Genomic DNA, 22484 nt, shown 5'->3' with positions numbered 1-22484 from the left:
GAGACAGGCACATGAAAATCGTGGAAATTCGCGAGCTGACCATTCCGATCAGTTCAGCCATTCGGAATGCGTATATCGATTTCAGCAAGATGACACTGAGTCTGGTTGCCGTGATCACCGACGTGATGCGCGACGGCAAACCGGTGATTGGCTACGGGTTCAATTCGAACGGACGCTATGGCCAGGGCAAGCTGATGCGCGAGCGTTTTATTCCCCGCGTGCTAGAAGCCGATCCGGATTCGCTGCTCGATGCGACGGGTAACAACCTCGATCCACACAAGGTCTGGGCCGCGATGTTCACCAACGAAAAGCCGGGCGGCCATGGTGAGCGGTCCGTAGCAATCGGCACCATCGACATGGCGGTGTGGGATGCGGTGGCGAAGATCGAAGGCAAGCCGCTGTTCCAGTTGCTGGCCGAGCGTTATGGCAACGGCACGCCGGATCGCAAGGTCTTCGTTTATGCCGCGGGCGGTTATTACTATCCCGGACAGGATTACAGCAAGCTGAAAGACGAAATGCGCAGCTACATTGACCGGGGTTATACCGTGGTCAAGAAGAAGATCGGCGGTGGATCGCTCGACGAGGACCTGCGCCGGATCGATGCCGTGCTGTCCGTGCTGCAGGACGGACAGAAACTCGCCGTCGATGCAAACGGCCGCTTCGATCTGGATACGGCCATCCAGTACGCCAAGGCGCTCTCGCAATACGATCTCTTCTGGTACGAAGAAGCCGGCGATCCGCTGGATTTCGAATTGCAGGCGACCCTGCGCAACTACTACGACAAGCCGATGGCAACGGGCGAGAATTTGTTCTCCATGCAGGATGCGCGTAACCTGATCCGCTATGGCGGCATGCGCGCGGACCGCGATTACCTGCAATTCGACTGTGCGCTGAGCTACGGTCTCGTCGAATACCTGCGCACGCTCGACATGCTCCATCAACATGGCTGGTCCCGTTCACGCTGCATTCCGCATGGCGGCCATCAGATGTCGCTGAACATTGCAGCGGGTCTTGGCCTCGGTGGCAACGAATCGTATCCGGACCTGTTCCAGCCGTTCGGGGGTTTTCCGGACGGCGTGAAAGTAGTCGATGGTCATGTGACCTTGCCCGAACTTCCGGGTATAGGCTTTGAAGGGAAAAGCGACCTGTATGCGCACATGAAGGCCTTGTCGTCCTGAACACACAGGTTGAGCGCAGGCTCAAGGGTTGAGGCCATTCACACACAGCTAACACCAGGAGACTGAAATGCAGAAACCGATCGAGCTTTCCGGCCGCGACATCCTTCGCGATCCACGTCTTAACAAAGGATCCGCATTCACCGAGGAAGAGCGCCGCAAGTATCACCTCGAGGGACTCTTGCCGCCCGGATCAAGCTCGCTCGAACTGCAGGTGGCACGCACGCATACGGAACTCGCCGCGCTCGACAATGACCTCCAGAAGTACCTGCTCCTCTCCGATCTGCAGGCGAGAAACGAGACCCTGTTCTACGCCACGATCATGTCCGATCCGGCGACCTTCATGCCGCTCGTGTACACGCCGACCGTCGGCGAGGCCTGTCAGAAATTCAATCATATTTTCCGGGCGACGCGCGGCATGTATGTGCCCATCTCGGCGCGCGGCCGCGTGAAGGAGCTTCTCCAGAACTGGCCGGAGAAAGAAGTCCGGTTCATCGTGGTGACGGATGGTGAACGCATCCTCGGACTCGGCGATCTGGGGGTGGGCGGCATGGGCATTCCTATTGGCAAGCTGTCGCTTTACACCGCGTGCGCCGGCGTGCCGCCGCAATATTGCCTGCCGGTCATGCTCGATGTCGGCACGAACAACAGCGATCTGCTCGATGACCCCCTTTACCTCGGCTTGCGGCAGGAACGCGTGCGTGGCGACGAATATCATGCATTCGTGAACGAGTTCGTTGAAGCGGCGCTCGAGTTGCATCCGCAGTGCTGCGTGCAATGGGAAGACTTCGCGAACTTCAATGCCGTGCCGCTGCTTGCGCGTTACAAGGACAAGATCTGCACCTATAACGACGACATCCAGGGCACCGCTGCGGTCGCGCTGGCGGGCATCTTTGCCGCGCTGCATATCTCGAAGCAGAAGCTCGTTGATCAGCGTTTTCTGTTCCTCGGCGGCGGTTCGGCGGGGACCGGCATTGCCGAATTGATCAGCCAGGCAATGGTGCTGGAGGGGCTGACCATAGACGAAGCGCGCGCCCGCAATGCGCTATTCGATGTCAACGGCCTCATGGTGAAATCGCGCACCGACCTTGCTGATTTCCAGAAGCCCTTCGCCGTCGATCACGCGCCTGTAGACACCTTCACCGACGCGGTGAAGGCGCTGAAACCGACCGGCATCATCGGTGTGAGCACAGTGCCCAAGCTCTTCAATCAGCACGTGATCGAAGCAATGGCCGAAATCAACGAACGCCCGATCATCTTCCCGTATTCCAATCCCACCTCCCGCTCGGAATGCACGGCGGAAGAGGCCTACAAATGGTCGTCGGGCCGCGCCATCTTTGCAAGCGGAAGCCCGTTTCCTCCGGTGGAAATCGAGGGGAAGACGTTCGTGCCGGGGCAGGGCAACAACGTCTATATTTTCCCGGCGCTCGGCATGGCCGTGTTCGCCACGCAGGCGAGCCGCGTGACCGATGAGATGTTCATTGCCGCAGCGAAGGCGGTCGCCGAGCAAGTGTCCGACGCGAGTCTTGCGACCGGTTTGATCTATCCGCCGCAAAGCAAGATCTTCGAGGCGTCACTGCATGTGGCCGTGCGGGTAGCCGAATGCATCTTCGATAACGACCTCGCACGCGTGCCGCGACCTGACGACATCACCGCAATGATCCGCGATTGCGCTTACAAGCCGGCTTATACGCTCTAGGCCGGCTGCATCAGGCGAGAGCAGCCCTGATCCGCGCGATCGCATCGATCTCCGGTGCGCCTTTTGCAAGTCGATCGCGCGGGCACCATGGATAGGGCAAGTCCTGCGCCCATTGGAGGATGGGTTCGGCCGTTTCTTGCGGCAAGCTCATCATTTCTTCGATGGTGATCCGCAGCGCCCGCACGCGCCCGGTATCATCGGCCGTCCATTCGTACCGGCCGAACCCGGCGCGCGCCGATCCTGTCTCTTTCTCCGACATGCACACAAGCCAGTCGCACTCGAACATGGTTTCGGCGCCTGGTTTTTCACCGATACAAAACGTATAGACGTTTTCATAACGCACTGCGAATTCGCTGACCAGCACATCGGAAATGGCTTTCGCGCCCTTCACGGCCGGCGGAAACGCGATGTCCCGGGTATTGATTTTCATCGTCAATTCGGCGTCGGCGGCGAACGCCTGGGCGATCAGATGCGGCCGGTTGCCATCCTTCGCGCGAATGTAAGTTTCGATGGATTTTTGAAGCGTGATCATGTGAAGTGCCTGCGCGCGAGGGACGAGCCGTCAAGTGTAAGGTCGCACTAAGTCCGCGGCCCGAAAGGCCCCTGCGCCTTGATGGACAAGGCATCCAGCGCATCGGCAGGTCACTTCCGCGCAGCCGGGCGTTGCCTAAGTTGTAGGGAATCACTTCCTCGAACGCAACTTTTCGCGTAGATTTGCGACCGCGAAACAAATGTCACCCCGGTAAAGTAAGAGGAATCCATCCATGTCCACGGCCAAGCGAATCCGCGAAGTGTCCAAGCTGAGCGGCGATTTTCTGCTGCGCTCAGGCAAGCGCAGCAATACCTACTTCGATAAATATCGCTTCGAATCCGATCCGTCCCTGCTCAAGGAGATCGCCGAGGCGATGGTCCCGTTGATCCCGCCCGGCACGGAAATCCTTGGTGGCCTCGAGATGGGCGGGATTCCGATCGTGACGATGCTGAGCCAGGCAACCGGCCTGCCCGCGGCGTACATCCGCAAGGAAGCCAAGGAATACGGCACGTGCAAGTACGTCGAAGGTGCGGATCTGACCGGGAAAAAGCTCGTGCTGGTGGAAGATATCGTGTCGAGCGGTGGTGCTATTGCCGATGCAACCGCGAAGCTGCGCGCTGACGGTGTGCCGGTTTCGGTGACGTTGTGCGTGATCGATCGAGAAAGCGGCGGCAAGGAAATGCTGGAAGGCATCGGCATTGAACTGAGGTCGCTTTTCACGTTTTCGCAAATCGAAGGCGCTTAAGCTCTTTCCAGCACACTCCTTATGCAGCTTCTTGATCACGTGTCGATTGGCGTGCCCGATATGGATGCTGCCCGGCGTTTCTACGATGCCATCATGGACGCCCTCGGCGCTGCGAAAGTCTACGACTTGCCGCATGCGCTGGGGTACGGCGAGCGTTGCACGCCGAAGGATGCGGCGTCGACCTGTCTTGCGGTGTATCTCGACCACGGGCAAGTAACGGATTCGAAACGCCACTGGTGTTTCAAGGCTGCGTCGCGCGAACAGGTCGATGTGTTTCACGCTGCAGGGCTCGCTGCGGGGGGGCGCTCGGATGGTGAACCCGGTTTGCGCGCTGATTACCATGCCGGATATTACGCTGCGTTCCTGTGCGACCCGGCGGGTAATCGCGTAGAAGCGGTTTGCCATCTTCTTGCGTGAGCGGCTGTTCAAGCCTGCGCGCTGCCCGAAAAATAGTTGTATGCGCCGGAGGAATCGTCGTCGGTGATGGGCTGTTCGCCGCTTTTATCGATGATCCTCTTTCCCTGACGTTTGAGCACGAAGCGCGGTCTGCCCGCGCGTGAATCCACGCTGAGATGGGTGATTCCGACGTGGACATCGATCTGCCTGTCCGAATCCGCGCCCGGCAATTGCACGATCAGCGTGGCGGGGGCTGTCAGGAACACCGATACGTGGATACGCGTCGAGAGCGGCGTTTGACTCTGCGGTGGCGTGCCCGCAGCCGAAGCCGGCGGATTCAACCGATAAAAATAAAACAACTGGTCGCGCAAGATCGCCGGTTGTTTACCGGTCTTGAACCACTGAATGTAATAGGCGCTGGCATCGAGGTAAGCCGCGTGCGAGGGCAACTCCCCAAAGCGGTCATCGTAGACATGAGCACGGCCGGCAGCTCCGGCAGGCATGGGCAAGGGCGCCACATACGTGGACTCGGCCCAGTCGTTCCACGTCACGATCTGCACCCACGACGCATTCGATGCGATCGCCGCCTCCCATTCGGCTGCCATGCCCGAGAAACCCTCCGTCTCGAACGCACGATAATTCGTGCCCGCAGGCAATCCGCGATAGTACGGCGTCACCGGCGCCATGAAGAGCTTGCCGTGTGCACGCAGTTCTGGGCCAAGAGACTCGACGGAATCCGCGATCAGCTCCGGCAAACCTGCTGCTCCGAAGTAGAAATACCCATCGGCGGTTCCTAGCCGCTGCACGATTTGATCGGCTGCAACGGGCGTGATGAGTCGCTCTCCGGTCTCGGGGAAAAAGTGCGGCACGAAGAACGCACCAAGCCTTCGGGCGTGGTCTATCAGCGCGGCGCCATTGCTGAATCCTTTGCCTCCGGCAGCGTATGCCGAAAGAACCGGTTTGCCATCCATACGTAATTGCGCTTTCAGGTCGCGCGTACTTTCGACTATATCGTCGATCTCGTCCTGCGCGTGGCCATCGGCGGAAACAAAAAGCGTGAAGTCGAAATCAAGGCTCCCGGCCGCTTCATACATGCTCATCACACGTTGCTTGTATTGCGGTTCGCTTCGGTGCCAACCGCCGCAATTCAACGCGAAGCCATCGATTCCGCGTGCGTGTGCATCGCGCATTTCAGATCGATAAGACTCGATGCTCGCCTGTCGTCCGCCCCGCGGCCATGCAACCATGTAATGAGCGAAGACTCGTTTGCGATTTTCGTCGAGACCTGATAACGGCGCAATGGCGCGAGCAGTGATGGGCACCGGCAATGCGCAAGACAGCGACAAGCAAGCGAGTATCAAGCGACGGCGGCTTTGGAGAGGACCTGGATTCACGACGGCGACCAAGAGAAGTGTCGCCGTCATGGTAGCTGCATCGCGCGGCGCATGCTGCTTGGAATTGCCAGGGAAACGAGCTTCGAAACCGACCGTGCAATTGTGAATGAGAATGCGCGCACAACCTTGTCTACGCTACTTCGTCAATGATCAGGTATCCAAACGTATAGAGGGATTCGCGAGATGACAGGATGAAAAAAAGCCCATCGCTCACGATGGGCCAAGCTGCAGTCACTTACACCACTCACAACACGTCTTTGGGAAAAGACGCACCTTCAGTTTAAACGCGCTTGCTGTCCGCTTGGTTGCGGAGCCGCTTACATGCATTACGCGGCGTGACAGGCGTCGAAACAACACGGCGAAGTGGAACGCGGCTTGCGATTGAGCAATGGTGAACACTTTCAGTTCACGGGCAGGCATCTGGGTCAGGCTTACACTTTCAAATTCGTAAGCTTGTACGGGCATACTGCCACTACCCGTTACTCTATGGAAAACATTATGAAGAAGATCGCTCTCACGCTTACAGTCGCGATATCGACGTTCTGCGCAATTGCTCCTGCGTTTGCCGCTGATAATCATCACCATCGCGAATGCCATAAGGTGAAGGTGCATCACCACTGGGTTAATCGATGCCACTGAGCTGAGCTTCCTGCTAGAAGCCTGGCGCCGGTAAGCCGTTCCTTCGCGGGAACGGCTTTTGCGCTTTATGGAGCGATTAAAGGTGCTGTAATGGCAATAGAATAGGCGCTTAGCGGGAACACATTAAAATAAGCCTACAGTGTAACTGCGGCGGGTGCACACTTGTAGTTAGCGGAATCTAACGCTGAATGCCCGTTTTGCAGACCGCAGCCTTGAAGGAAGATGGAACCCCGGCGGCAACGCTGGCGATTCCGGCCACCAAGCATGTAAAAAGGTCATGGTGAAATGCCGAAAACCATCGCCCGAGCGTTGGAAGCCTTCGAATGTTAAAGAAACCGACCATTTTCTTTCGGCTAAGAGCGGCATTGGCGCGCCACCCGAACGCAATCAGTCTTGGAAGCATTGCATTCTCGATCATCGTGCTCGTCTCTGCGATGGCGATTCTCCTGCAAGCGCGAAACGACGCGACACTTCGTGCAACCGAAAATGCCGACAACCTCGCGCGCGTGCTGGAACACGACATCACGCACACCACCGAACTCACGGATCTATCGATCCAGGCTGCCGTCGACGGCGCGGAAGACGCGGACGTCATGCAGTTGCCGCCGCGTTTGCGCAACGAGTTGCTGTTCGATCGGTCCGCCAGCGCAAGCCGCTACATAGGTTCTTTCCTGTGTCTCGATGCGCATGGAAAGATCATCGTCGATTCGTCGAGTATCGTGCCGCGTGGTAACAATCTCGCCGACCGTGTCTGGTTCACCATCCACCGCGACAATCCGGGCATTGGCTTATATGTCAGCCGGCCGCTACAGTCGCGTCTGATTCCGGGTGAAGTCGATCTGATGTTCAGCCGCCGCGTCAATCGGCCCGATGGATCGTTCGCCGGCGTGGTCGTCGCGGCGTTCCGGCTGGACTACTTCAAGAACCTGCTGTCTGGCGTTAGCGTCGGGCCGGGCGGCATCATCACGCTGCTTCAGGACGACGGCCATGTGATCCTGCGTTATCCCAACGACGGAACCCGCGTCGACGAGAACTTCGCCGGGCGCAAGAATTTTGAGCGGTTCAAGTCGACGGGCGTCAGCTCGTTCTTCGGTGTATCGAAGGACGGTACCGAGCGGCTTTACAACTTCCGGCGCTTCGAGAAGCTCAAGATGATCGTGATCATCGCGCCAACGAGCCATTACGTGTTCGCGGACTGGAACAGCCGGGCGTGGTACATCGGCGTTGTGACACTGCTGCTGGTCTTCGGGCTGGTGTCGGCGGCGCGGCTGTTATCGGTCGAGTTTCAGCATCGGCTGGAAGTCGAGGCGCGTCTGCGCAACATGACACGGGTGGATGGACTTACCGGACTGAGCAACCGGCGCAATCTCGATGAACGTCTGCTGTTCGAATGGCACAGGTCGAAACGTTCGGGCGAACCGCTGGCTATTCTATTCGTGGATATCGACCGCTTCAAAAGTTACAACGATACCTACGGACATCAGTCCGGCGACGACGCGCTGACCGCTGTCGCGCAGGCGATTGCGAAAATCAGCCAGCGTCCTGGCGATATCACCGCGCGTTTCGGCGGGGAAGAGTTTGTCGTGGTGCTGCCGGGAACGAACAGCAAGGGCGCCACGCTCGTTGCTTCGGCGATCCATTGCGCCGTGCACGCGCTTTCGATTGAACATACGGGCAGCGAGCACGGCATGATTACGGTGAGCATCGGAGTTGCATCGACGCAGGCAGACGATATCGCCGATGCGCTCGCGTTGATCAGGGCGGCTGACCGCGCTGCTTATCGCGCGAAGGCCTCAGGCCGGAATCAGACGAGCGTGGCCGGGCCTTATAGCGATGAAGTGCTGATCAGCTAGCAATGCGGGCAGCAACTCAGCTTGCGCGCAGCGTCAGCGCGTCATCTCATTTCAGCAACCCGAACACGGCGACCCCATTTGTCGTGCCGACATAGACCTTCCCGGCTGCGATCATCGGCGTGATGAACTTGTTGCCAGCGCCGAACTGATCGCGCGCGCCGGCCTGATTGCTGTTGTACAACTCGTGCGCGAGGTTGGTGGCGTCGTAGGCGTGCAGCGCTGCGACCGTGCCATTTTCCGCCGCCCACACAATACCGTTGCTGGCGCCGTTCGCCGAGATGGCGGGCGTTGCGCCGGGATAAGGAAACCGCGTCGGGCTCCGCGAGGACGCCGCGGTGGCGAGCAGTGCGTTAGTGACAGGCAGCGCCTTGAGCGCATCGGTCTGTCCGCCGTAATAGACCACGTTGTTGTAGTACGCAGGCGACCCCCAGATACCACCGGCCAGGACCCCGGTCAGCGTTTGCCAGATGTTGTTCGACGTCGGGCTGAACTTGCCCATGTTGTCTCGATCGACCACGTAGATGTTGTTGTCCTTGCCCGCGCCCACCGCCAGATGCTTGACCGTCCCGTTCGCAGTGGTTTGATCGGGCAGCAGCATTGCGCCTCCTGAGCCGAAATCGTTGTCGGCAGCAGCTTGTGCCACGACATCCGACATGGCGAAGTAGTCGGTGACGGCCGGCGTGGCGGTTGCGGACAGCTTGATGAACGCATCGCCGAGATCACCGTCTGCCGGGAAACCCTGCGCGTTCAGATTCGTGCCGAAGGTGCCGTTGCCATCGATGAAATAAATCGATGTCCCGTCCGACGCCATGCCCGAACCCGCCATCCAGATCGATCCCTGGCTGCCGTTCGGCGTCACGGGAAGCGCGCTGGTTTGCTTGAGCGTAGCCGCGCTGTAGGTCATCAGCCAGCCGTTGTAGCTGCCTGACATGCAGTGCGCTGTCCACCCCATGTAGATGTTGCCGTTGACGAGCGTCAGCGCCGCACGCACCGTGTGCAGGGCCGGATTGAAAGTCAGAACTCCGTTGACGCCTTCTGCGCCGGTGCCTGGATAGGTTGCAGAAATTTCAGTTGGGCCCCCGAACAATTCCGCACCGGTCGCAAGATCGATTGCATGCAGGCGGTGATGAACGTTGCCGCTCGCGTCCGTGCTCATGGCAACGGCATAGAGCGCGCCGTTCGCACCGCGCGACCGGTCGATGACCGGCGTGGCCGTAATCCCGATCTCCGGCGTGAGGTCCTGGCAACCGGTATCGAGGCTCGGCGTTTCTCCAGCACCGGCCAGCGATTTTTGCCACAGTGCGGCACCGCTGTCGGCGTCATAGGCATAGACGCTGTCGTGCTCAGTGACCACGTAGACGACGTTATGCGTCGCGGCGCCTATCGTCAGGCTGGTGACGAAGAGCGGCTGGCCATCGACCTTGCCGTCAGCGGGAAGGAAGCGCAGTTTGCCGAACGTTGCCGAATTGACATTAGCGAGCGTGAGTGTTGTTTCCGCCAGCATCTGACCGGTTCGCGCGAGGTCGTTGTGATGCATCAGCACGTCCGTTGCAAAGGAGGGGACGGGCGTTGGCGTGGTGGTCGTCGAACCGGAGTTCGTGCCGCTGGACGCGGGCGTGCTGGGCGTGGCGGGGGTGGCGGGTGTCACGGCGGGTGTGGTCGCGGATGGCGCCGAGCTCGCGCCTGGACTTGCGGCGGTTCCGCTGGCACCGCTGGCGCCGCTCGCACCCCCCGCACTGGCCGATGTGGAAGGACTGCCGCCTGAACCGCCGCCACATGAACCGAGGCATACCGCGATCAGCAATCCTGCACAACTCTCGAACAGACGACGCTGACAGACTGCGTAAACAGCGAATTTGGAGTGCAGAGATTTCACGGCGGTTCTCCCGTGGCAGATGGACACCACAGCACGTGATACCCGCATCGTTCTCGCACGAGTTACTCGTTTCTGATCAGCATGACGAAGCGGCGTGTGGTGTCCCCGATCAGCAAGAAAAGCGCCCGACCAGGCGATGATCCTGCCTGCTTAAAAAGGGCTTAGCTCGCCGGTGCGAACGAGGTTTTCAAACCGCGAATATCAGATGAATGACCTGTTGAAGATGCTCGGGAGCAGAGAGAACCGTATGATGAAAAACGAGGCCCAAGCCGGGCTTGGGCGCGACCCACGACCTCATTGCAAACCGGCAACCACAGCGTCGGCGAACCGCTTCAAATAAACAGGCGAAGCGTCGGTGATTGCCCAGAACACCATCCCGTTCTGCCGCCACTTGATCAGTGAATACCCTTCACTCGTCTCGGTGGTCATGGCTGCAGGCACCGCTGCATGACCTGCGGTATCAGGGAAAACATAGAGATCGATAGGGTGTTTGAGGTAGTGATAAATCATGACAGCCACCGGCCGATGATCTACATAGTCAAGTCTTCCACCAACCAATGGAAATCCTTGCGCTTGTGGGTCGACCACAGGAGGTGCGTAATCAATGCGCCCGTTGAACCACGGCTTCACCGTATGCTGGTCGCTTGAGAGCACATCCATGGTCCGCGACGACATCAGCGCCCGCACGTGGCTCGCAACGATCTCCTGTTCGATCCCGTTCGTTCCACCGGGACGTTGAAAGAACATCATCGAGAAGAACACCAGCGCGCATGCGCAGATCCCGGTGATACCCCCGCCGGCGAACAGCAAGCCTGCAGAGCGCATCGGCCAGCGCAACGAGAACCACCGCTTCTTTTCGTGTTGTTCGTTCAGCCGTGCGCGCACCTGAGCGTGCAGCGACGAAGGCGCGCGTTCGTACAGCGATCCATCGCGCAGCTTCTCGGCGAGTGACACGTTGTTTTCAGTTTCCACGCTTGGACTCCTCGGCGCCGGCAGGCGGTGTTTTCACCAGACGAATGGCAGGGTATTCCGGATTGCCTTGCGCTATGCGCACTGCACTGCACAACAGTCGCCGCGCGCGCGAGAGCCGCGACATGACCGTGCCAATAGGAATGCCCGCAACCTGCGCCACGTCCTTGTAACTCAAGTCCTCCAGTTCACGCAGCACGATCACCTCACGAAATTCCACCGGCAACATGGCAAGCGCGCGATGCACGAGATCAGTCTCGTCCTGTCGCACCGCCATCTTCTCGGGGTCGTCGCCGCTTTCGTCGGACCAGCCGGGAAGCTGTTCATCGACTTGCAGCGAGTCGTCGTAGGGCGTGGAGTCCGCCTGATGACGATGCTTGCGCCACTCCGTGAACCACGTGTTACGCACGATCGCGAGCAGCCATGCGCGCGGGTTGTCACCGGTATATCCATCGAAGAAACGGAAAGCCCGCAGGAAAGCTTCCTGCACGACGTCGTCAGCTTCGGTCGCGCTGCCGCTCAACCAGCGGGCGAGGTTATACGCCGCGTCCAGATGCGGCAGCATCACCTGATCGAAGCGATTCGGCGGGGACTTCCCCATCGGCGTTCTCCTGACTACTCCAGCTGCGAAAGGACGCAAGCACTCGATCTAACTTACCGGCGCTGACATCGATTTATTCCCCGTTACGCGAGTTTGCGGAAAAAATAACCCTGGAATAAGGCAGGGCGTATTGCAGTTCGATGAGCATGGGGCAATCAAACCCATTTCCAACACTACAAGGAACCCGTCATGCCCGACATCACGAAAGATACAGCGGAGCCCGAATCACTCGGCGAACATGGCGCCAAAAGGCGCACCGCGCTGAGCTGCATGGCGTGGGCCGGCGCCGGCATGCTATGGACGCTCAGCGGTGGCGTCCCCGGCTCGAAGCTTTTGGGCGGCACGGCGCAAGCAGCCCAGGTCGACACTCACGCGTTCAGCTTCGTGCAGGTCAGCGACAGTCACATAGGCTTCAGCAAGGACCCGAATCTCGATCCGGCGAGCACGCTTAAGGAAGCCGTCGACAGGATCCGCGCGTCGAACGAGAAACCTGCATTCATGATCCATACCGGCGACATCAGCCATCTGTCAAAGCCGGGCGAGTTTGATACGGCCGCGCAAATCATCGGCAGCGCGGGACTCGATGTCCACTACGTGCCTGGCGAACACGACGTACTGGTCGACGACGGCAATGCGTATTTCGAACGCTTCTCGAAGCCCGCCGATAAAAAATGGTACAGCTTCGACCAGGGCGGGGTTCATTTTATCGGTTTGACGAATGTGCTGAACATGCGCGGCGGCGGCCTGGGTTATCTCGGCGATGAACAACTTGCATGGCTGAAACAAGACCTGGCGCGCCGTTCGAGCAGCACGCCGCTTGTCGTGTTTGCGCACATCCCGCTGTGGTCGTTGTATCCGCAATGGGGATGGGGCACCGATGACAGTGCGCAAGCATTGAGCATGATGAAACGCTTCGGGTCTGTGACGGTTCTGAACGGCCACGTGCATCAGGTGGCGCAGAAGGTGGAGGGCGACATCAGCTTCTACTCGGCAATGTCAACAGCCTTTCCGCAACCTGTGCCGGGCACGGCGGCAGGCCCCGGTCCAATGAAAGTTCCTGCCGACACGCTGCGCACCTTGCTCGGCGTTCGATCCGTGAATTACGTGCCAGGTCACATGGAACTTGCCGTCGTCGACACGAGGTTGAGCGTATGAACCTTCTTTCTACTCTACGGGTGGTACGGATTGCAACGCTGCTTATCGCAACCAGCGGTGCAACGGGTCCTGCATTTGCCGATGTAGGACCCACGGCCGCGGTCGTCATCGATAATTTTTCGTTCAGTCCCGCGCAGTTGTCGGTGGCGGCCGGAGCGACCGTGACGTGGGAAAACCGCGACGATATCCCTCATACCATCGTCAACGATGCTACGCCGCGCACGTTCAAGTCACCGCCGCTCGACTCCGGCGAGAAATTCTCTCAGGTGTTCGTCAAGCCCGGTACGTATAAGTACTTCTGTTCCTTGCACCCGCATATGACGGGGACGATCGTCGTGAAATAGGCAAGCACGCAATCACGCACCATGCCGCACGCCCACGCGATACCAGGTGACCTGCCTGTACGTTTCGCCAGGGCTCACGATCACACTGCCGGCATCCGGCATGTTGACCTGGTTTGGAAACGCGCCCGCCTGCAGGCACAGGCCGGCGTGTTTGCCGTAGCGCCGGCCATGCCGTCCGACGATGCCATCGAGATGATTGCCCGTATAGAACTGCACGCCGGGTGCATTCGTGCCCATGGTCAGTTCGCGGCCGCTGCCCGGGTCGTAAAGGCGCACCACGGGCCTGTGTGAATCACCGCGTTCGCCCACTACATAACAATGATCAAAACCACCTGCGCGCGACAACTGATCGTGCGGCCAGTCGAGCCGTGCACCCAGCGGGGCGCTCGCGCGAAAATCGAACGCGTGGCCCGCGACTTCGGCGCGGCCCTCGGGGATCAGGGCGGCATCGACTTCAAAAAAGGTATCGGCGTCTATGGAGATGACATGGCCGCGGATATCGGCTGTGTCGTCGCCCGAGAGATTGAAGCACGCGTGGTTCGTGAGGTTGACGGGCGTCGGCGCGTCGGACACCGCTTCGTATGCGAGCGTGAGCGTGCCGTCGTCGTCCAGCGTATAGCGCAACGTGGTCGATACCGCGCCGGGAAATCCCGCCTCACCTTCCGGCGATTCATGCGTGAGTTCGATACCGCCATCGACTTCCTGCGCGTCCCATAACGCCCGGTGAAACCCCGCCGCGCCACCATGCAGCAGGTTGCCGCCTTCGTTGCGATCGAGCGAATAGGCCACGCCGCCAAGCGCGAAGCGCGCGTTCTCGATGCGGTTCGCCCAGCGTCCGATCACGCCGCCAAGGTACGCATGGCCGGCGAAGTATTCGGCGGGGGTGTCGTGGCCCAGCAGCACGTCCGCCACGCGGCCTGCGCGGTCGGGCGCGTTCCATGAAACCAGCGTCGCGCCCAGGTCACTGATCGCCACGCGCATGCCGTGCGCATTGCGCAGCGTGAACAGCCGGGCGACATCGCCGCCGGGCAGCGCACCCCAGCGTTCGGCGCTTACGCGGACAGAGCCTGGTCGGGCGATGGTAGGCATGGCAGCAAGGTTCATGAAAGAGGGGTCAGCCGGTCTGGTCGCATGGCGCGACGGGCAGCCGCTCCTGATACTCGCGCGGCGTGCAGTCGAGCTCGCGCCGGAATACGGCGTACATGTATTGCAACGACGTAAAGCCACATCGGATGGCGACTTCCGCGCTGGAAAGGTCGTGGCGCGCGAGAAGCTGCTTCGCGACATCGAGCTTGTGGTTAAGGATCTCCTGATGCACCGTATGACCGAGTTCACGCCGGAAATAATCCTCAAGCGAGGAGCGCGATACGCCAACATAATCGGCCACCTGTTCGGTCTTGATGCCCTGGCACGCGTACTGCCGGATGTAGTGGCGAGCACGCATGACATAGGGGCTCGAAACCGGTTGATGGCGTGTCGATTCAAGCACGTTGATGCCGACAGGCGGCACGAGAATCCGTCTGCCATGGAATCGGGCACCGCCCAGCATCTGATGAAGCAGATGCGCGGCGGTTCGGCCCATTTCTTCGGTACCCTGAATGACTGAAGAAAGCGGAATGCGTGTAAGCGAGCGCGTCAACGGATCGTTGTCTATGCCGATGATCGCAACCTGTTCGGGCACGGGTATGCCCGAAATAAGGCACGCCTGAAGCAAGTGACGCGCGCGGGCATCGGTGACGGCGATTACACCAACGGGCTTCGGCAGACTCTCCAGCCACGATGTCAGTTGCGCACTTGCCTGACTCCAGACCGGCGCGCTGGTCGGCAATCCGCGATGAATATCGGCTTCAAGTCCATCCGCCGCAAGCAGCGCCTTGAATGCCAATTCCCGTTCCTGCGCCCAGCGGTTCTCGGGCGACTCCGGCAGGCTATAAAGCGCGAAACGCTGCAGGCCCGCGCCTATCAGATGGGTGTACGCCAATGACATGAGCTTGGCGTTATCGGTGGCAATGTAAGGCAGGTTGGCCGGATAACATGCGGAGTCTGCATACGATGAACCCACTGCAACCACGGGCAACTGCGAATCGCCGAGCGCTTCGGCCACGGCGGGATCGTCGAAGTCCGCGATGATGCCATCGCCTTCAAAGCGTTCAATCCCGTTAAGCCGGCAGCGGAAATCCTCCTCCAGGAACAGGTCCCACGCAACGCGCGTAGAGAGCAGGTAGTTGCCAATGCCCGTGATCACCTCGCGGTCATACACCTTGTTCGCGTTGAACAGCAGCGCGATCCTGTGCGAAGCCTGAGCGGTCTGGGGTCGTGTCATCGAGCTCCGGACGGGTCTCGCGCCGCATTGCAGCGAGATGCCCGTCATCTCCGTTGCGGCGCAATATGCGCCTCTGTGTTTTGTTCTCGCCGCTTTTTAGCGTTTGCTGATTCTAGGCCTCGTGACAGGTCTGCCGCCAGCCTGATTTCCACTTAGCCCAAGAATCACCATGCGCGCTGGCGGATTTCGCAATTGCCCCGAGGCGGACCAAGCTGGCAGCATGGCGTCACATTAAAAGACGGAGACGCCCATGTCGTATTTCGAACACCTGCCGGCCGTGCGCTATGAAGGCCCTGAGTCCGACAACCTGTTTGCCTTCCGTCACTACGACCGCGACAAGCTGGTGCTCGGCAAACGCATGGAAGATCACTTGCGGCTCGCCGTCTGCTACTGGCATTCCTTTGTGTGGCCGGGCGTGGACATGTTCGGGCAGGGCACGTTTCACCGGCCGTGGCAGCAACCCGGCGACGCCATAGAACGTGCGCATCTGAAGGCCGACGCCGCCTTCGAGTTTTTCGCAAAACTCGGCGCGCCGTACTACACCTTCCACGATACCGACGTCGCCCCCGAAGGCGACAGCATCAAGCACTACGTCAACAACTTCAAAGGCGTGACCGACTATCTTGCGGCCAAGCAGGAAGAGACGGGTATCAAGCTGCTGTGGGGCACGGCAAACCTCTTTTCGCATCCGCGTTATGCTGCGGGCGCTGCAACCAGTCCGAATCCTGAAGTGTTTGCTTTTGCGGCCACGCAGGTTTTTCAGGCGCTGGAAGCGACGCATCGTCTTGGTGGCGAGAACTATGTGCTGTGGGGCGGGCGCGAAGGTTATGACACGCTGCTGAACACCGACCTCAAGCGCGAACGCGACCAGCTCGGTCGCTTTCTCAACATGGTCGTGGAGCACAAGCACAAGACCGGCTTCAAGGGCGCTCTGCTGATCGAACCGAAGCCGCAGGAGCCGACCAAACATCAATACGATTACGATGTCGCCACCGTCCACGGGTTTCTCACGCAGTTCGGTTTGCAAAATGAAATCCGCGTGAACATAGAAGCAAATCATGCAACGCTCGCGGGTCATTCATTTCACCATGAGATCGCGACGGCTTATGCGCTCGGCATCTTCGGCAGTGTCGATGCGAACCGCGGCGACCCGCAAAATGGCTGGGATACCGATCAATTTCCGAATAGCGTTGAAGAGTTGACGCTTGCGCTCTATGAGATCCTGGAGCACGGCGGCTTTAGCACAGGCGGCATGAATTTCGATGCAAAAGTGCGGCGCCAGAGCGTTGCGCCGGAGGACTTGTTCTACGGCCATATTGGCGCAATCGACGTCATTGCGATTGCCCTGGAACGAGCGGCCGTACTGATTCAAAACGACAAGCTGGAGGAATTCAAGAAGCACCGTTATGAAGGCTGGGATACGGAATTCGGCCGCAAGATTCTCTCGGGCGGTTACTCTCTTGAATCGCTTGCCATTGACGCACTCGGACGCCGCGTTAACCCTCAGCATGTGAGCGGGCAACAGGAGTATCTGGAGAACATCGTCAACCGGGCGATTTACGGCTGACGTTCAAGTCTGAAAACCTCAAGGAAAAACGTTAAAGCGCCCGGCTGATTTCGCAATTGCGTCAGATGCGGGTAAAGGCGAGGCTAAGCAAAAATCCAAAGACACAAGCTTTCGTAAAACGACGACCGTGAACACGAATTCGCGGCGCACGCAGTAGATTCCGCCGACGTCTCTTTCTCTCGCACATGCGTGGCCGTGACCGGCTACGCAGGGGATGCATCGGCTAGTCAACCATAAAAAAGGAGTGAGACATGAAGTCTGCAATGCGGAAGTCTGCAATGCGCCGTTCAATTCTGGCCACGTTCGCGTGCGGTGCGATGTTCGCCAGCGTATCCCTGATTCCATCGCTGGCGCATGCCAGTAAGGACAAACCCGAGATAGGCTTTTGTATCGATGACTTGCGGGTCGAGCGTTGGTCACGCGACCGCGACTATTTCGTTGCAGCAGCGACCAAGCTGGGCGCGAAGGTATCGGTGCAATCCGCCGATGCCAGCGAGGCGCGTCAGATCTCGCAGATCGAAAATCTGATCTCGCGCGGAGTCGATGTCATCGTGATCGTGCCTTTCAATTCGAAGACGCTCGGCAATGTAGTTGCCGAAGCGCACAAGGCGGGTATCAAGATCGTGTCTTATGACCGCTTGATTCTCGATGCAGATGTCGATGCCTACATTTCCTTCGACAACGAAAAAGTCGGCGAAATGCAGGCGCAAGGGGTCTTCAACGCGCAGCCCAAGGGCAATTACTTCTTGCTGGGCGGCGCACCGACCGACAACAACGCGAAGATGTTGCGTGAAGGTCAGATGAAGATTCTGAAGCCGGCCATCGATCGCGGTGACATCAAGGTCGTCGGTCAGCAATGGGTGCCGGAATGGAGCGCCGCAACCGCGCTGCGCATCACCGAAGATGCGTTGACGGCGAACAACAACAAGATCGACGCTATCGTGGCATCCAACGACGGCACAGCCGGCGGCGCCATTCAGGCGCTTGCCGCGCAGAAACTGGCGGGCAAGGTGCCCATTTCGGGCCAGGACGCAGACCTGGCCGCAGTCAAGCGCCTCGTTGACGGCACGCAGACCATGACGGTGTACAAGCCGCTCAAGCTGATTGCGGGCGACGCAGCCAAGCTCGCTGTCGATCTGGCGAAAGGACAGCCGCCTGCCTTCAACGCCAAGTACGACAACGGCAAGAAGCAGGTCGATACCGTGTTGCTGCAGCCGACGCTCCTGACGAAGGCCAATGTCGATACCGTCATCAAGGATGGTTTCTATACCCAGTCGCAACTGGCTGGCAATTGACACTTGGTGCATGGATGAGCGGCGCGTGAGGGTCTGAAGAGCGCTTCTATAACGGCCTTCACGCGCAATCACGTCAGGGACATATGCATGGCAAACGCGCTGCTGGAAATGCACGGCATCGTCAAGACGTTTGGCGGGGTGAAGGCGCTCGACGGTATCGACCTGGTGGTGGCGCCCGGTGAATGCGTCGGCTTGTGCGGCGAAAATGGCGCGGGCAAGTCGACGCTGATGAAGGTCCTTTCAGGCGTCTATCCGCATGGAACATGGGATGGCGAGATCCTTTGGGAGGGTGAGCCTTTACGTGCGATGAACATCCGCGATACCGAGAACGCCGGCATTGTCATCATCCACCAGGAACTGATGCTCGTGCCGCAACTGTCGGTCGCGGAAAACATCTTCCTCGGCAATGAAATCACGCTGAGCGGCGGCCGGATGAACTATGCCGCGATGTATCAGCGCGCCGACGAATTGCTGCGCGGCCTCAACATCAGCGGCATCAACGTCGCGCAGCCTGTGATGAACTATGGCGGTGGTCATCAGCAACTGATCGAGATTGCGAAGGCCTTGAACAAACGCGCGAAGCTGCTGATTCTGGATGAACCATCGTCGTCATTGACGGCAAGCGAGATCAGTATCCTGCTCGATATAGTGCGCGATCTGAAGAAGCGAGGCGTCGCGTGCGTCTATATCTCGCACAAGCTCGATGAAGTCGAAGCCGTTTGCGACACAGTCACTGTGATCCGCGATGGCAAGCACGTCGCCACGCAGCCCATGAAGGGTTTGGGCACGGACGCCATCATCGCGATGATGGTGGGCCGCGAAATCAAGAACCTGTTTCCACGGGAGCCGCATGAGATTGGCGGGGTGATTTTCGAGGCCAGGAACGTAACGTGTCTCGACGTCACCAATGCGCAGCGAAAGCGCGTGGACAACGTTTCTTTCTCGCTGCGCAAGGGCGAGATTCTCGGCGTGGCAGGGCTGGTGGGTGCGGGGCGGACCGAACTGATGCAGGCCATCTTCGGCGCGTATCCCGGGGTGAGCGAGGCGGATGTTTATCTGAATGGCAAGAAACTGAAGATCAGGACGCCCGCCGATGCCATCAATGCCGGTATCGGGATGGTGCCGGAAGACCGGAAGCGCCATGGCATCGTGCCGCAACTCGGGGTGGGTCATAACATCACGTTGGCTGTCCTCACACGCTTCGCAAAGGGCGGCCGTATCGATTCCGCTGCGGAACTCGACACCATTCACACCGAGATGAAGCGGTTGTCGGTTCGCGCCGCGACGCCCATGTTGTCCATTGCGAGCTTGTCGGGCGGCAACCAGCAGAAGGCCGTGCTGACCAAGATGCTGCTGACGAACCCCGCCATCCTGATCCTCGATGAACCCACTCGCGGTGTGGATGTCGGCGCCAAGTTCGAGATCTACAAGCTGATGTTTGCGCTGGCGCGGCGAGGGGTATCGATCATCGTCGTATCATCGGAGCTCAATGAAGTACTTGGTGTGAGCGACCGCGTGCTCGTGATAGGCGAAGGCGAACTGCGCGGCGATTTCATGAACGAAGGACTGACGCAAGAACATATCCTGGCTGCAGCCATTGGCGCGCCATCCCAGGCAACCCCTATCCAAGCGAGCGTCGCATGACACCTGACGTGACTTCGTCCCCAAAGCGCAGCACAGCCGGTAATGTGCGCACGAGCTCCGGTCAACGCTTCAGGCAAGTGTTCACGCGCTATAAGCTGCTTGCGCTGCTGCTTGCGGTTGCGGTCATCTGGATCTTCTTTTCATTCCTGACCGATGGCGCGTTCGTCACGCCGCGAAACCTGTCGAACCTTCTGAGGCAGATGTCGATTACCGGCATGCTTGCATGCGGCATGGTCTTCGTGATCATTGCCGGTGAGATCGACTTGTCGGTTGGATCGCTGCTTGGACTGCTCGGCGGCGTGGCCGCGATTCTCGATGTTTCGTATCACTGGCCAATCCAGTTCACGGTGCCCGCCGTGATGCTGCTTGGCGTCGCGATCGGGCTCTTCAATGGATGGTGGTCCACGTATCTGCGGGTGCCCTCGTTCATTGTGGGTCTCGGCGGGATGCTGGCCTATCGCGGCGTGCTGCTCGGGGTGACAGGCGGCTCGACTATCGCGCCTGCATCGGAGCATCTGGTCTTCATCGGGCAGGGGTACTTGCCCCGACTGGCCGGCAACGCACTGGCACTGGTCATGTTCGTGATACTCGTTGCGTTGTCCGTGCGTCAGCGGCAGAACCGGCAGCGATACAAGCTCGCCGTCGTGCCGCTCTGGCAGGATGGCGTCAAGATAATCGCGGCAGGTCTGGTGCTGGTTGCGTTCGTGACGACGCTGAACCGGTATGGCGGGATCCCGGTGCCTGTACTGTTGCTGCTGGCGCTGCTTGGGATCTTTACCTACATTGCCACGCAGACCGTGTTTGGCCGGCGCATCTATGCCGTGGGTTCCAATCTCGAGGCGACCCGTTTGTCGGGCGTGAATACCAATCGCGTGAAGCTGATGATTTTCGCGCTGATGGGATTGATGTGCGCGCTTGGCGGGCTGATCAACACCGCACGGTTGGCGGCGGGGTCGCCATCTGCGGGGACGATGGGCGAACTGGATGCAATCGCGGCATGTTTTATCGGCGGGACATCGATGCGCGGCGGTTCCGGCACGGTGTACGGAGCGTTGATTGGTGCGCTGGTGATGGCAAGCCTCGACAACGGCATGTCGATGCTCGATGTCGATTCTTACTGGCAGATGATCGTGAAGGGCGGGATCCTGGTGCTGGCGGTGTGGATCGATGTGATCTCAGGGGATCGGCGTTAAGGCGATAACGGGGGCATGCACATGCCCCCGAGCGTCAGGCACTATACGGTCCAATCCAGAATCACCTTTCCGCTCCGCCCGGAAAGCATGGCGGCAAACGCTTGCTGATAATCATCGACCGCAAACCGATGCGTCAGGATCGGCGAAAGATCAAGCCCGCTCTGCAACATGGCCACCATCTTGTACCAGGTCTCGAACATCTCGCGTCCGTAGATGCCCTTGATTTCCAGTCCCTTGAAGATGACCTGGGTCCAGTCTATCGCCATCTCCGCTGGCGGAATGCCCAGCATCGCGACCTTGCCGCCATGATTCATGGCCTCGAGCAGCCCCTTGAATGCACTCGGCACGCCGGACATTTCCAGTCCCACATCGAAGCCTTCCGTCATGTGAAGTTCCGCCATCACATCGCGCAGTGCAGTCTGCGTAACATTCACCGCCCGCGTGGCCCCCATCTTCCGCGCAAGTTCGAGGCGATATTCGTTCACATCGGTAATCACCACATTGCGGGCGCCAACATGCTTGGCAATCGCCACGGCCATGATGCCGATAGGGCCTGCGCCTGTAATCAACACGTCTTCGCCGACGAGATTGAACGACAACGCCGTGTGCGTGGCGTTACCGAACGGATCGAAGATCGCCGCGAGGTCATCGGAGATTTCCGGCGGGATCTTGAAGGCGTTGAACGCTGGAATCACCAGGAATTCAGCGAACGCGCCCGGCCGGTTCACACCGACGCCGACCGTGTTGCGACACAAATGCCGCCGTCCCGCACGGCAATTACGGCAGAAGCCGCACGTGATATGGCCTTCACCCGAGACGCGATCGCCGATTGCGAACCCGCGTACCTCTTGTCCCATTTCCACGATCTCGCCAACATATTCGTGCCCCACATGCATGGGAACGGGAATGGTTTTTTGAGCCCAGTCATCCCATTTCCAGATATGGATGTCGGTGCCGCAGATCGCGGTGCGCGTGATGCGGATCATCACGTCGTTGTGCCCGACCTCGGGCTTCGCCACGTGCGTCAGTGTCAGCCCCGGTGCGCGTTCCAGCTTGGCCAATGCTTTCATGATGGTCTCGATGT

General features: G+C 59.4%; 20 protein-coding genes. 11 read left to right on the top strand and 9 right to left on the bottom strand.

Going from position 1 to position 22484, the window contains the following annotated elements:
- The first annotated feature begins 11 nt into the window (after positions 1–11).
- Together AX768_RS26490 and AX768_RS26485 are read left to right on the top strand one after the other, a co-directional pair.
- The gene (locus AX768_RS26490; RefSeq protein WP_062003049.1) at positions 12–1178 is read left to right on the top strand and encodes a mandelate racemase/muconate lactonizing enzyme family protein; all 1167 of its coding nucleotides are present in this window, start codon (positions 12–14) and stop codon (positions 1176–1178) included.
- A 67-nt stretch (positions 1179–1245) separates the two neighbouring features.
- Positions 1246–2874, top strand: coding sequence for an NAD-dependent malic enzyme (locus AX768_RS26485; RefSeq protein WP_062003048.1), 1629 nt, complete (start codon positions 1246–1248; stop codon positions 2872–2874).
- Between the two features lie 10 nt (positions 2875–2884).
- On the opposite strand, the gene AX768_RS26480 is transcribed toward AX768_RS26485, so the two are convergent.
- On the bottom strand, positions 2885–3406 hold the full coding sequence (locus tag AX768_RS26480) for a hypothetical protein (RefSeq protein WP_062003047.1): 522 nt from the start codon (positions 3404–3406) through the stop codon (positions 2885–2887).
- Positions 3407–3638: 232 nt separating this feature from the next.
- Between AX768_RS26480 and pyrE the strand changes: the two genes are divergently transcribed.
- Both pyrE and AX768_RS26470 read left to right on the top strand, forming a co-directional pair.
- The gene (gene pyrE / locus AX768_RS26475) at positions 3639–4151 is read left to right on the top strand and encodes an orotate phosphoribosyltransferase (protein WP_062003046.1); all 513 of its coding nucleotides are present in this window, start codon (positions 3639–3641) and stop codon (positions 4149–4151) included.
- Positions 4152–4172: 21 nt separating this feature from the next.
- Positions 4173–4568, top strand: coding sequence for a VOC family protein (locus AX768_RS26470; RefSeq protein WP_062003045.1), 396 nt, complete (start codon positions 4173–4175; stop codon positions 4566–4568).
- Between the two features lie 8 nt (positions 4569–4576).
- On the opposite strand, the gene AX768_RS26465 is transcribed toward AX768_RS26470, so the two are convergent.
- Both AX768_RS26465 and AX768_RS33010 read right to left on the bottom strand, forming a co-directional pair.
- Positions 4577–5794 (bottom strand): glycoside hydrolase family 71 protein, encoded by a 1218-nt coding sequence (locus AX768_RS26465; protein WP_231941559.1) that lies wholly within the window; start codon positions 5792–5794, stop codon positions 4577–4579.
- 378 nt (positions 5795–6172) lie between these two features.
- Complete coding sequence (locus AX768_RS33010) at positions 6173–6577, bottom strand: hypothetical protein (RefSeq protein ID WP_155524344.1); 405 nt, start codon at positions 6575–6577, stop codon at positions 6173–6175.
- A gap of 326 nt (positions 6578–6903) precedes the next feature.
- Between AX768_RS33010 and AX768_RS26455 the strand changes: the two genes are divergently transcribed.
- Positions 6904–8433, top strand: a complete 1530-nt coding sequence (locus AX768_RS26455) for a GGDEF domain-containing protein (protein WP_062003042.1) — start codon at positions 6904–6906, stop codon at positions 8431–8433.
- Between the two features lie 46 nt (positions 8434–8479).
- Here AX768_RS26455 and AX768_RS26450 read toward each other — a convergent pair whose 3' ends face one another.
- From AX768_RS26450 to AX768_RS26440, 3 genes are all read right to left on the bottom strand, one after another.
- Positions 8480–10357 carry a pyrrolo-quinoline quinone gene (locus AX768_RS26450; RefSeq protein WP_172812027.1) on the bottom strand — a complete coding sequence of 626 codons (1878 nt, stop codon included), beginning with the start codon at positions 10355–10357 and terminating at the stop codon, positions 8480–8482.
- Positions 10358–10603: 246 nt separating this feature from the next.
- Positions 10604–11281, bottom strand: coding sequence for an anti-sigma factor family protein (locus tag AX768_RS26445; RefSeq protein WP_062003041.1), 678 nt, complete (start codon positions 11279–11281; stop codon positions 10604–10606).
- Positions 11271–11879: an RNA polymerase sigma factor gene (locus AX768_RS26440; RefSeq protein ID WP_062003040.1), complete on the bottom strand. Its 609-nt coding sequence runs from the start codon at positions 11877–11879 to the stop codon at positions 11271–11273. The genes AX768_RS26445 and AX768_RS26440 overlap by 11 nt, the downstream gene beginning before the upstream one ends.
- Before the next feature lie 189 nt (positions 11880–12068).
- Between AX768_RS26440 and AX768_RS26435 the strand changes: the two genes are divergently transcribed.
- Together AX768_RS26435 and AX768_RS26430 are read left to right on the top strand one after the other, a co-directional pair.
- On the top strand, positions 12069–13034 hold the full coding sequence (locus tag AX768_RS26435; protein WP_062003039.1) for a metallophosphoesterase family protein: 966 nt from the start codon (positions 12069–12071) through the stop codon (positions 13032–13034).
- Complete coding sequence (locus AX768_RS26430) at positions 13031–13378, top strand: cupredoxin domain-containing protein (protein WP_062003038.1); 348 nt, start codon at positions 13031–13033, stop codon at positions 13376–13378. Before AX768_RS26435 ends, AX768_RS26430 begins: the two co-directional genes overlap by 4 nt.
- Positions 13379–13390: 12 nt before the next feature.
- Here AX768_RS26430 and AX768_RS26425 read toward each other — a convergent pair whose 3' ends face one another.
- Positions 13391–14482, bottom strand: a complete 1092-nt coding sequence (locus AX768_RS26425) for an aldose epimerase family protein (RefSeq protein ID WP_062003037.1) — start codon at positions 14480–14482, stop codon at positions 13391–13393.
- 10 nt (positions 14483–14492) lie between these two features.
- Positions 14493–15701 (bottom strand): XylR family transcriptional regulator, encoded by a 1209-nt coding sequence (locus tag AX768_RS26420; protein WP_062003693.1) that lies wholly within the window; start codon positions 15699–15701, stop codon positions 14493–14495.
- Positions 15702–15951: 250 nt separating this feature from the next.
- Between AX768_RS26420 and xylA the strand changes: the two genes are divergently transcribed.
- The 4 genes from xylA (at position 15952) to AX768_RS26400 (ending at position 21400) form a co-directional block, all read left to right on the top strand.
- On the top strand, positions 15952–17268 hold the full coding sequence (xylA, locus tag AX768_RS26415) for a xylose isomerase (RefSeq protein ID WP_062003036.1): 1317 nt from the start codon (positions 15952–15954) through the stop codon (positions 17266–17268).
- A 251-nt stretch (positions 17269–17519) separates the two neighbouring features.
- The gene (gene xylF, locus AX768_RS26410) at positions 17520–18563 is read left to right on the top strand and encodes a D-xylose ABC transporter substrate-binding protein (protein ID WP_231941558.1); all 1044 of its coding nucleotides are present in this window, start codon (positions 17520–17522) and stop codon (positions 18561–18563) included.
- 87 nt (positions 18564–18650) lie between these two features.
- Positions 18651–20207, top strand: coding sequence for a D-xylose ABC transporter ATP-binding protein (xylG, locus tag AX768_RS26405; RefSeq protein WP_062003035.1), 1557 nt, complete (start codon positions 18651–18653; stop codon positions 20205–20207).
- Positions 20204–21400: a sugar ABC transporter permease gene (locus AX768_RS26400; protein WP_062003034.1), complete on the top strand. Its 1197-nt coding sequence runs from the start codon at positions 20204–20206 to the stop codon at positions 21398–21400. The genes xylG and AX768_RS26400 overlap by 4 nt, the downstream gene beginning before the upstream one ends.
- A 41-nt stretch (positions 21401–21441) precedes the next feature.
- Here the strand turns inward: AX768_RS26400 and tdh are convergent, their stop codons facing one another.
- Positions 21442–22470 carry an L-threonine 3-dehydrogenase gene (tdh, locus tag AX768_RS26395; protein WP_062003033.1) on the bottom strand — a complete coding sequence of 343 codons (1029 nt, stop codon included), beginning with the start codon at positions 22468–22470 and terminating at the stop codon, positions 21442–21444.
- Between the last annotated feature and the right edge of the window lie 14 nt (positions 22471–22484).

Origin of the sequence: Burkholderia sp. PAMC 28687 (assembly GCF_001577465.1) — a bacterium.
Classification (GTDB): domain Bacteria; phylum Pseudomonadota; class Gammaproteobacteria; order Burkholderiales; family Burkholderiaceae; genus Caballeronia.
The sequence above is the reverse complement of the archived record's forward strand: the minus strand, read 5'-3'. Positions and strand labels throughout refer to the sequence as shown.

Coding starts and splice junctions, on each gene's coding strand:
- AX768_RS26490 (WP_062003049.1), top strand. CDS start 12: ATGAAAATCGTGGAAATTCGCGAGCTGACCATTCCGATCAGTTCAGCC.
- AX768_RS26485 (WP_062003048.1), top strand. CDS start 1,246: ATGCAGAAACCGATCGAGCTTTCCGGCCGCGACATCCTTCGCGATCCA.
- AX768_RS26480 (WP_062003047.1), bottom strand. CDS start 3,406: ATGATCACGCTTCAAAAATCCATCGAAACTTACATTCGCGCGAAGGAT.
- pyrE (WP_062003046.1), top strand. CDS start 3,639: ATGTCCACGGCCAAGCGAATCCGCGAAGTGTCCAAGCTGAGCGGCGAT.
- AX768_RS26470 (WP_062003045.1), top strand. CDS start 4,173: ATGCAGCTTCTTGATCACGTGTCGATTGGCGTGCCCGATATGGATGCT.
- AX768_RS26465 (WP_231941559.1), bottom strand. CDS start 5,794: ATGGTTGCATGGCCGCGGGGCGGACGACAGGCGAGCATCGAGTCTTAT.
- AX768_RS26455 (WP_062003042.1), top strand. CDS start 6,904: ATGTTAAAGAAACCGACCATTTTCTTTCGGCTAAGAGCGGCATTGGCG.
- AX768_RS26450 (WP_172812027.1), bottom strand. CDS start 10,357: ATGCGGGTATCACGTGCTGTGGTGTCCATCTGCCACGGGAGAACCGCC.
- AX768_RS26440 (WP_062003040.1), bottom strand. CDS start 11,879: ATGGGGAAGTCCCCGCCGAATCGCTTCGATCAGGTGATGCTGCCGCAT.
- AX768_RS26435 (WP_062003039.1), top strand. CDS start 12,069: ATGCCCGACATCACGAAAGATACAGCGGAGCCCGAATCACTCGGCGAA.
- AX768_RS26430 (WP_062003038.1), top strand. CDS start 13,031: ATGAACCTTCTTTCTACTCTACGGGTGGTACGGATTGCAACGCTGCTT.
- AX768_RS26425 (WP_062003037.1), bottom strand. CDS start 14,482: ATGAACCTTGCTGCCATGCCTACCATCGCCCGACCAGGCTCTGTCCGC.
- AX768_RS26420 (WP_062003693.1), bottom strand. CDS start 15,701: ATGACACGACCCCAGACCGCTCAGGCTTCGCACAGGATCGCGCTGCTG.
- xylA (WP_062003036.1), top strand. CDS start 15,952: ATGTCGTATTTCGAACACCTGCCGGCCGTGCGCTATGAAGGCCCTGAG.
- xylF (WP_231941558.1), top strand. CDS start 17,520: ATGAAGTCTGCAATGCGGAAGTCTGCAATGCGCCGTTCAATTCTGGCC.
- xylG (WP_062003035.1), top strand. CDS start 18,651: ATGGCAAACGCGCTGCTGGAAATGCACGGCATCGTCAAGACGTTTGGC.
- AX768_RS26400 (WP_062003034.1), top strand. CDS start 20,204: ATGACACCTGACGTGACTTCGTCCCCAAAGCGCAGCACAGCCGGTAAT.
- tdh (WP_062003033.1), bottom strand. CDS start 22,470: ATGAAAGCATTGGCCAAGCTGGAACGCGCACCGGGGCTGACACTGACG.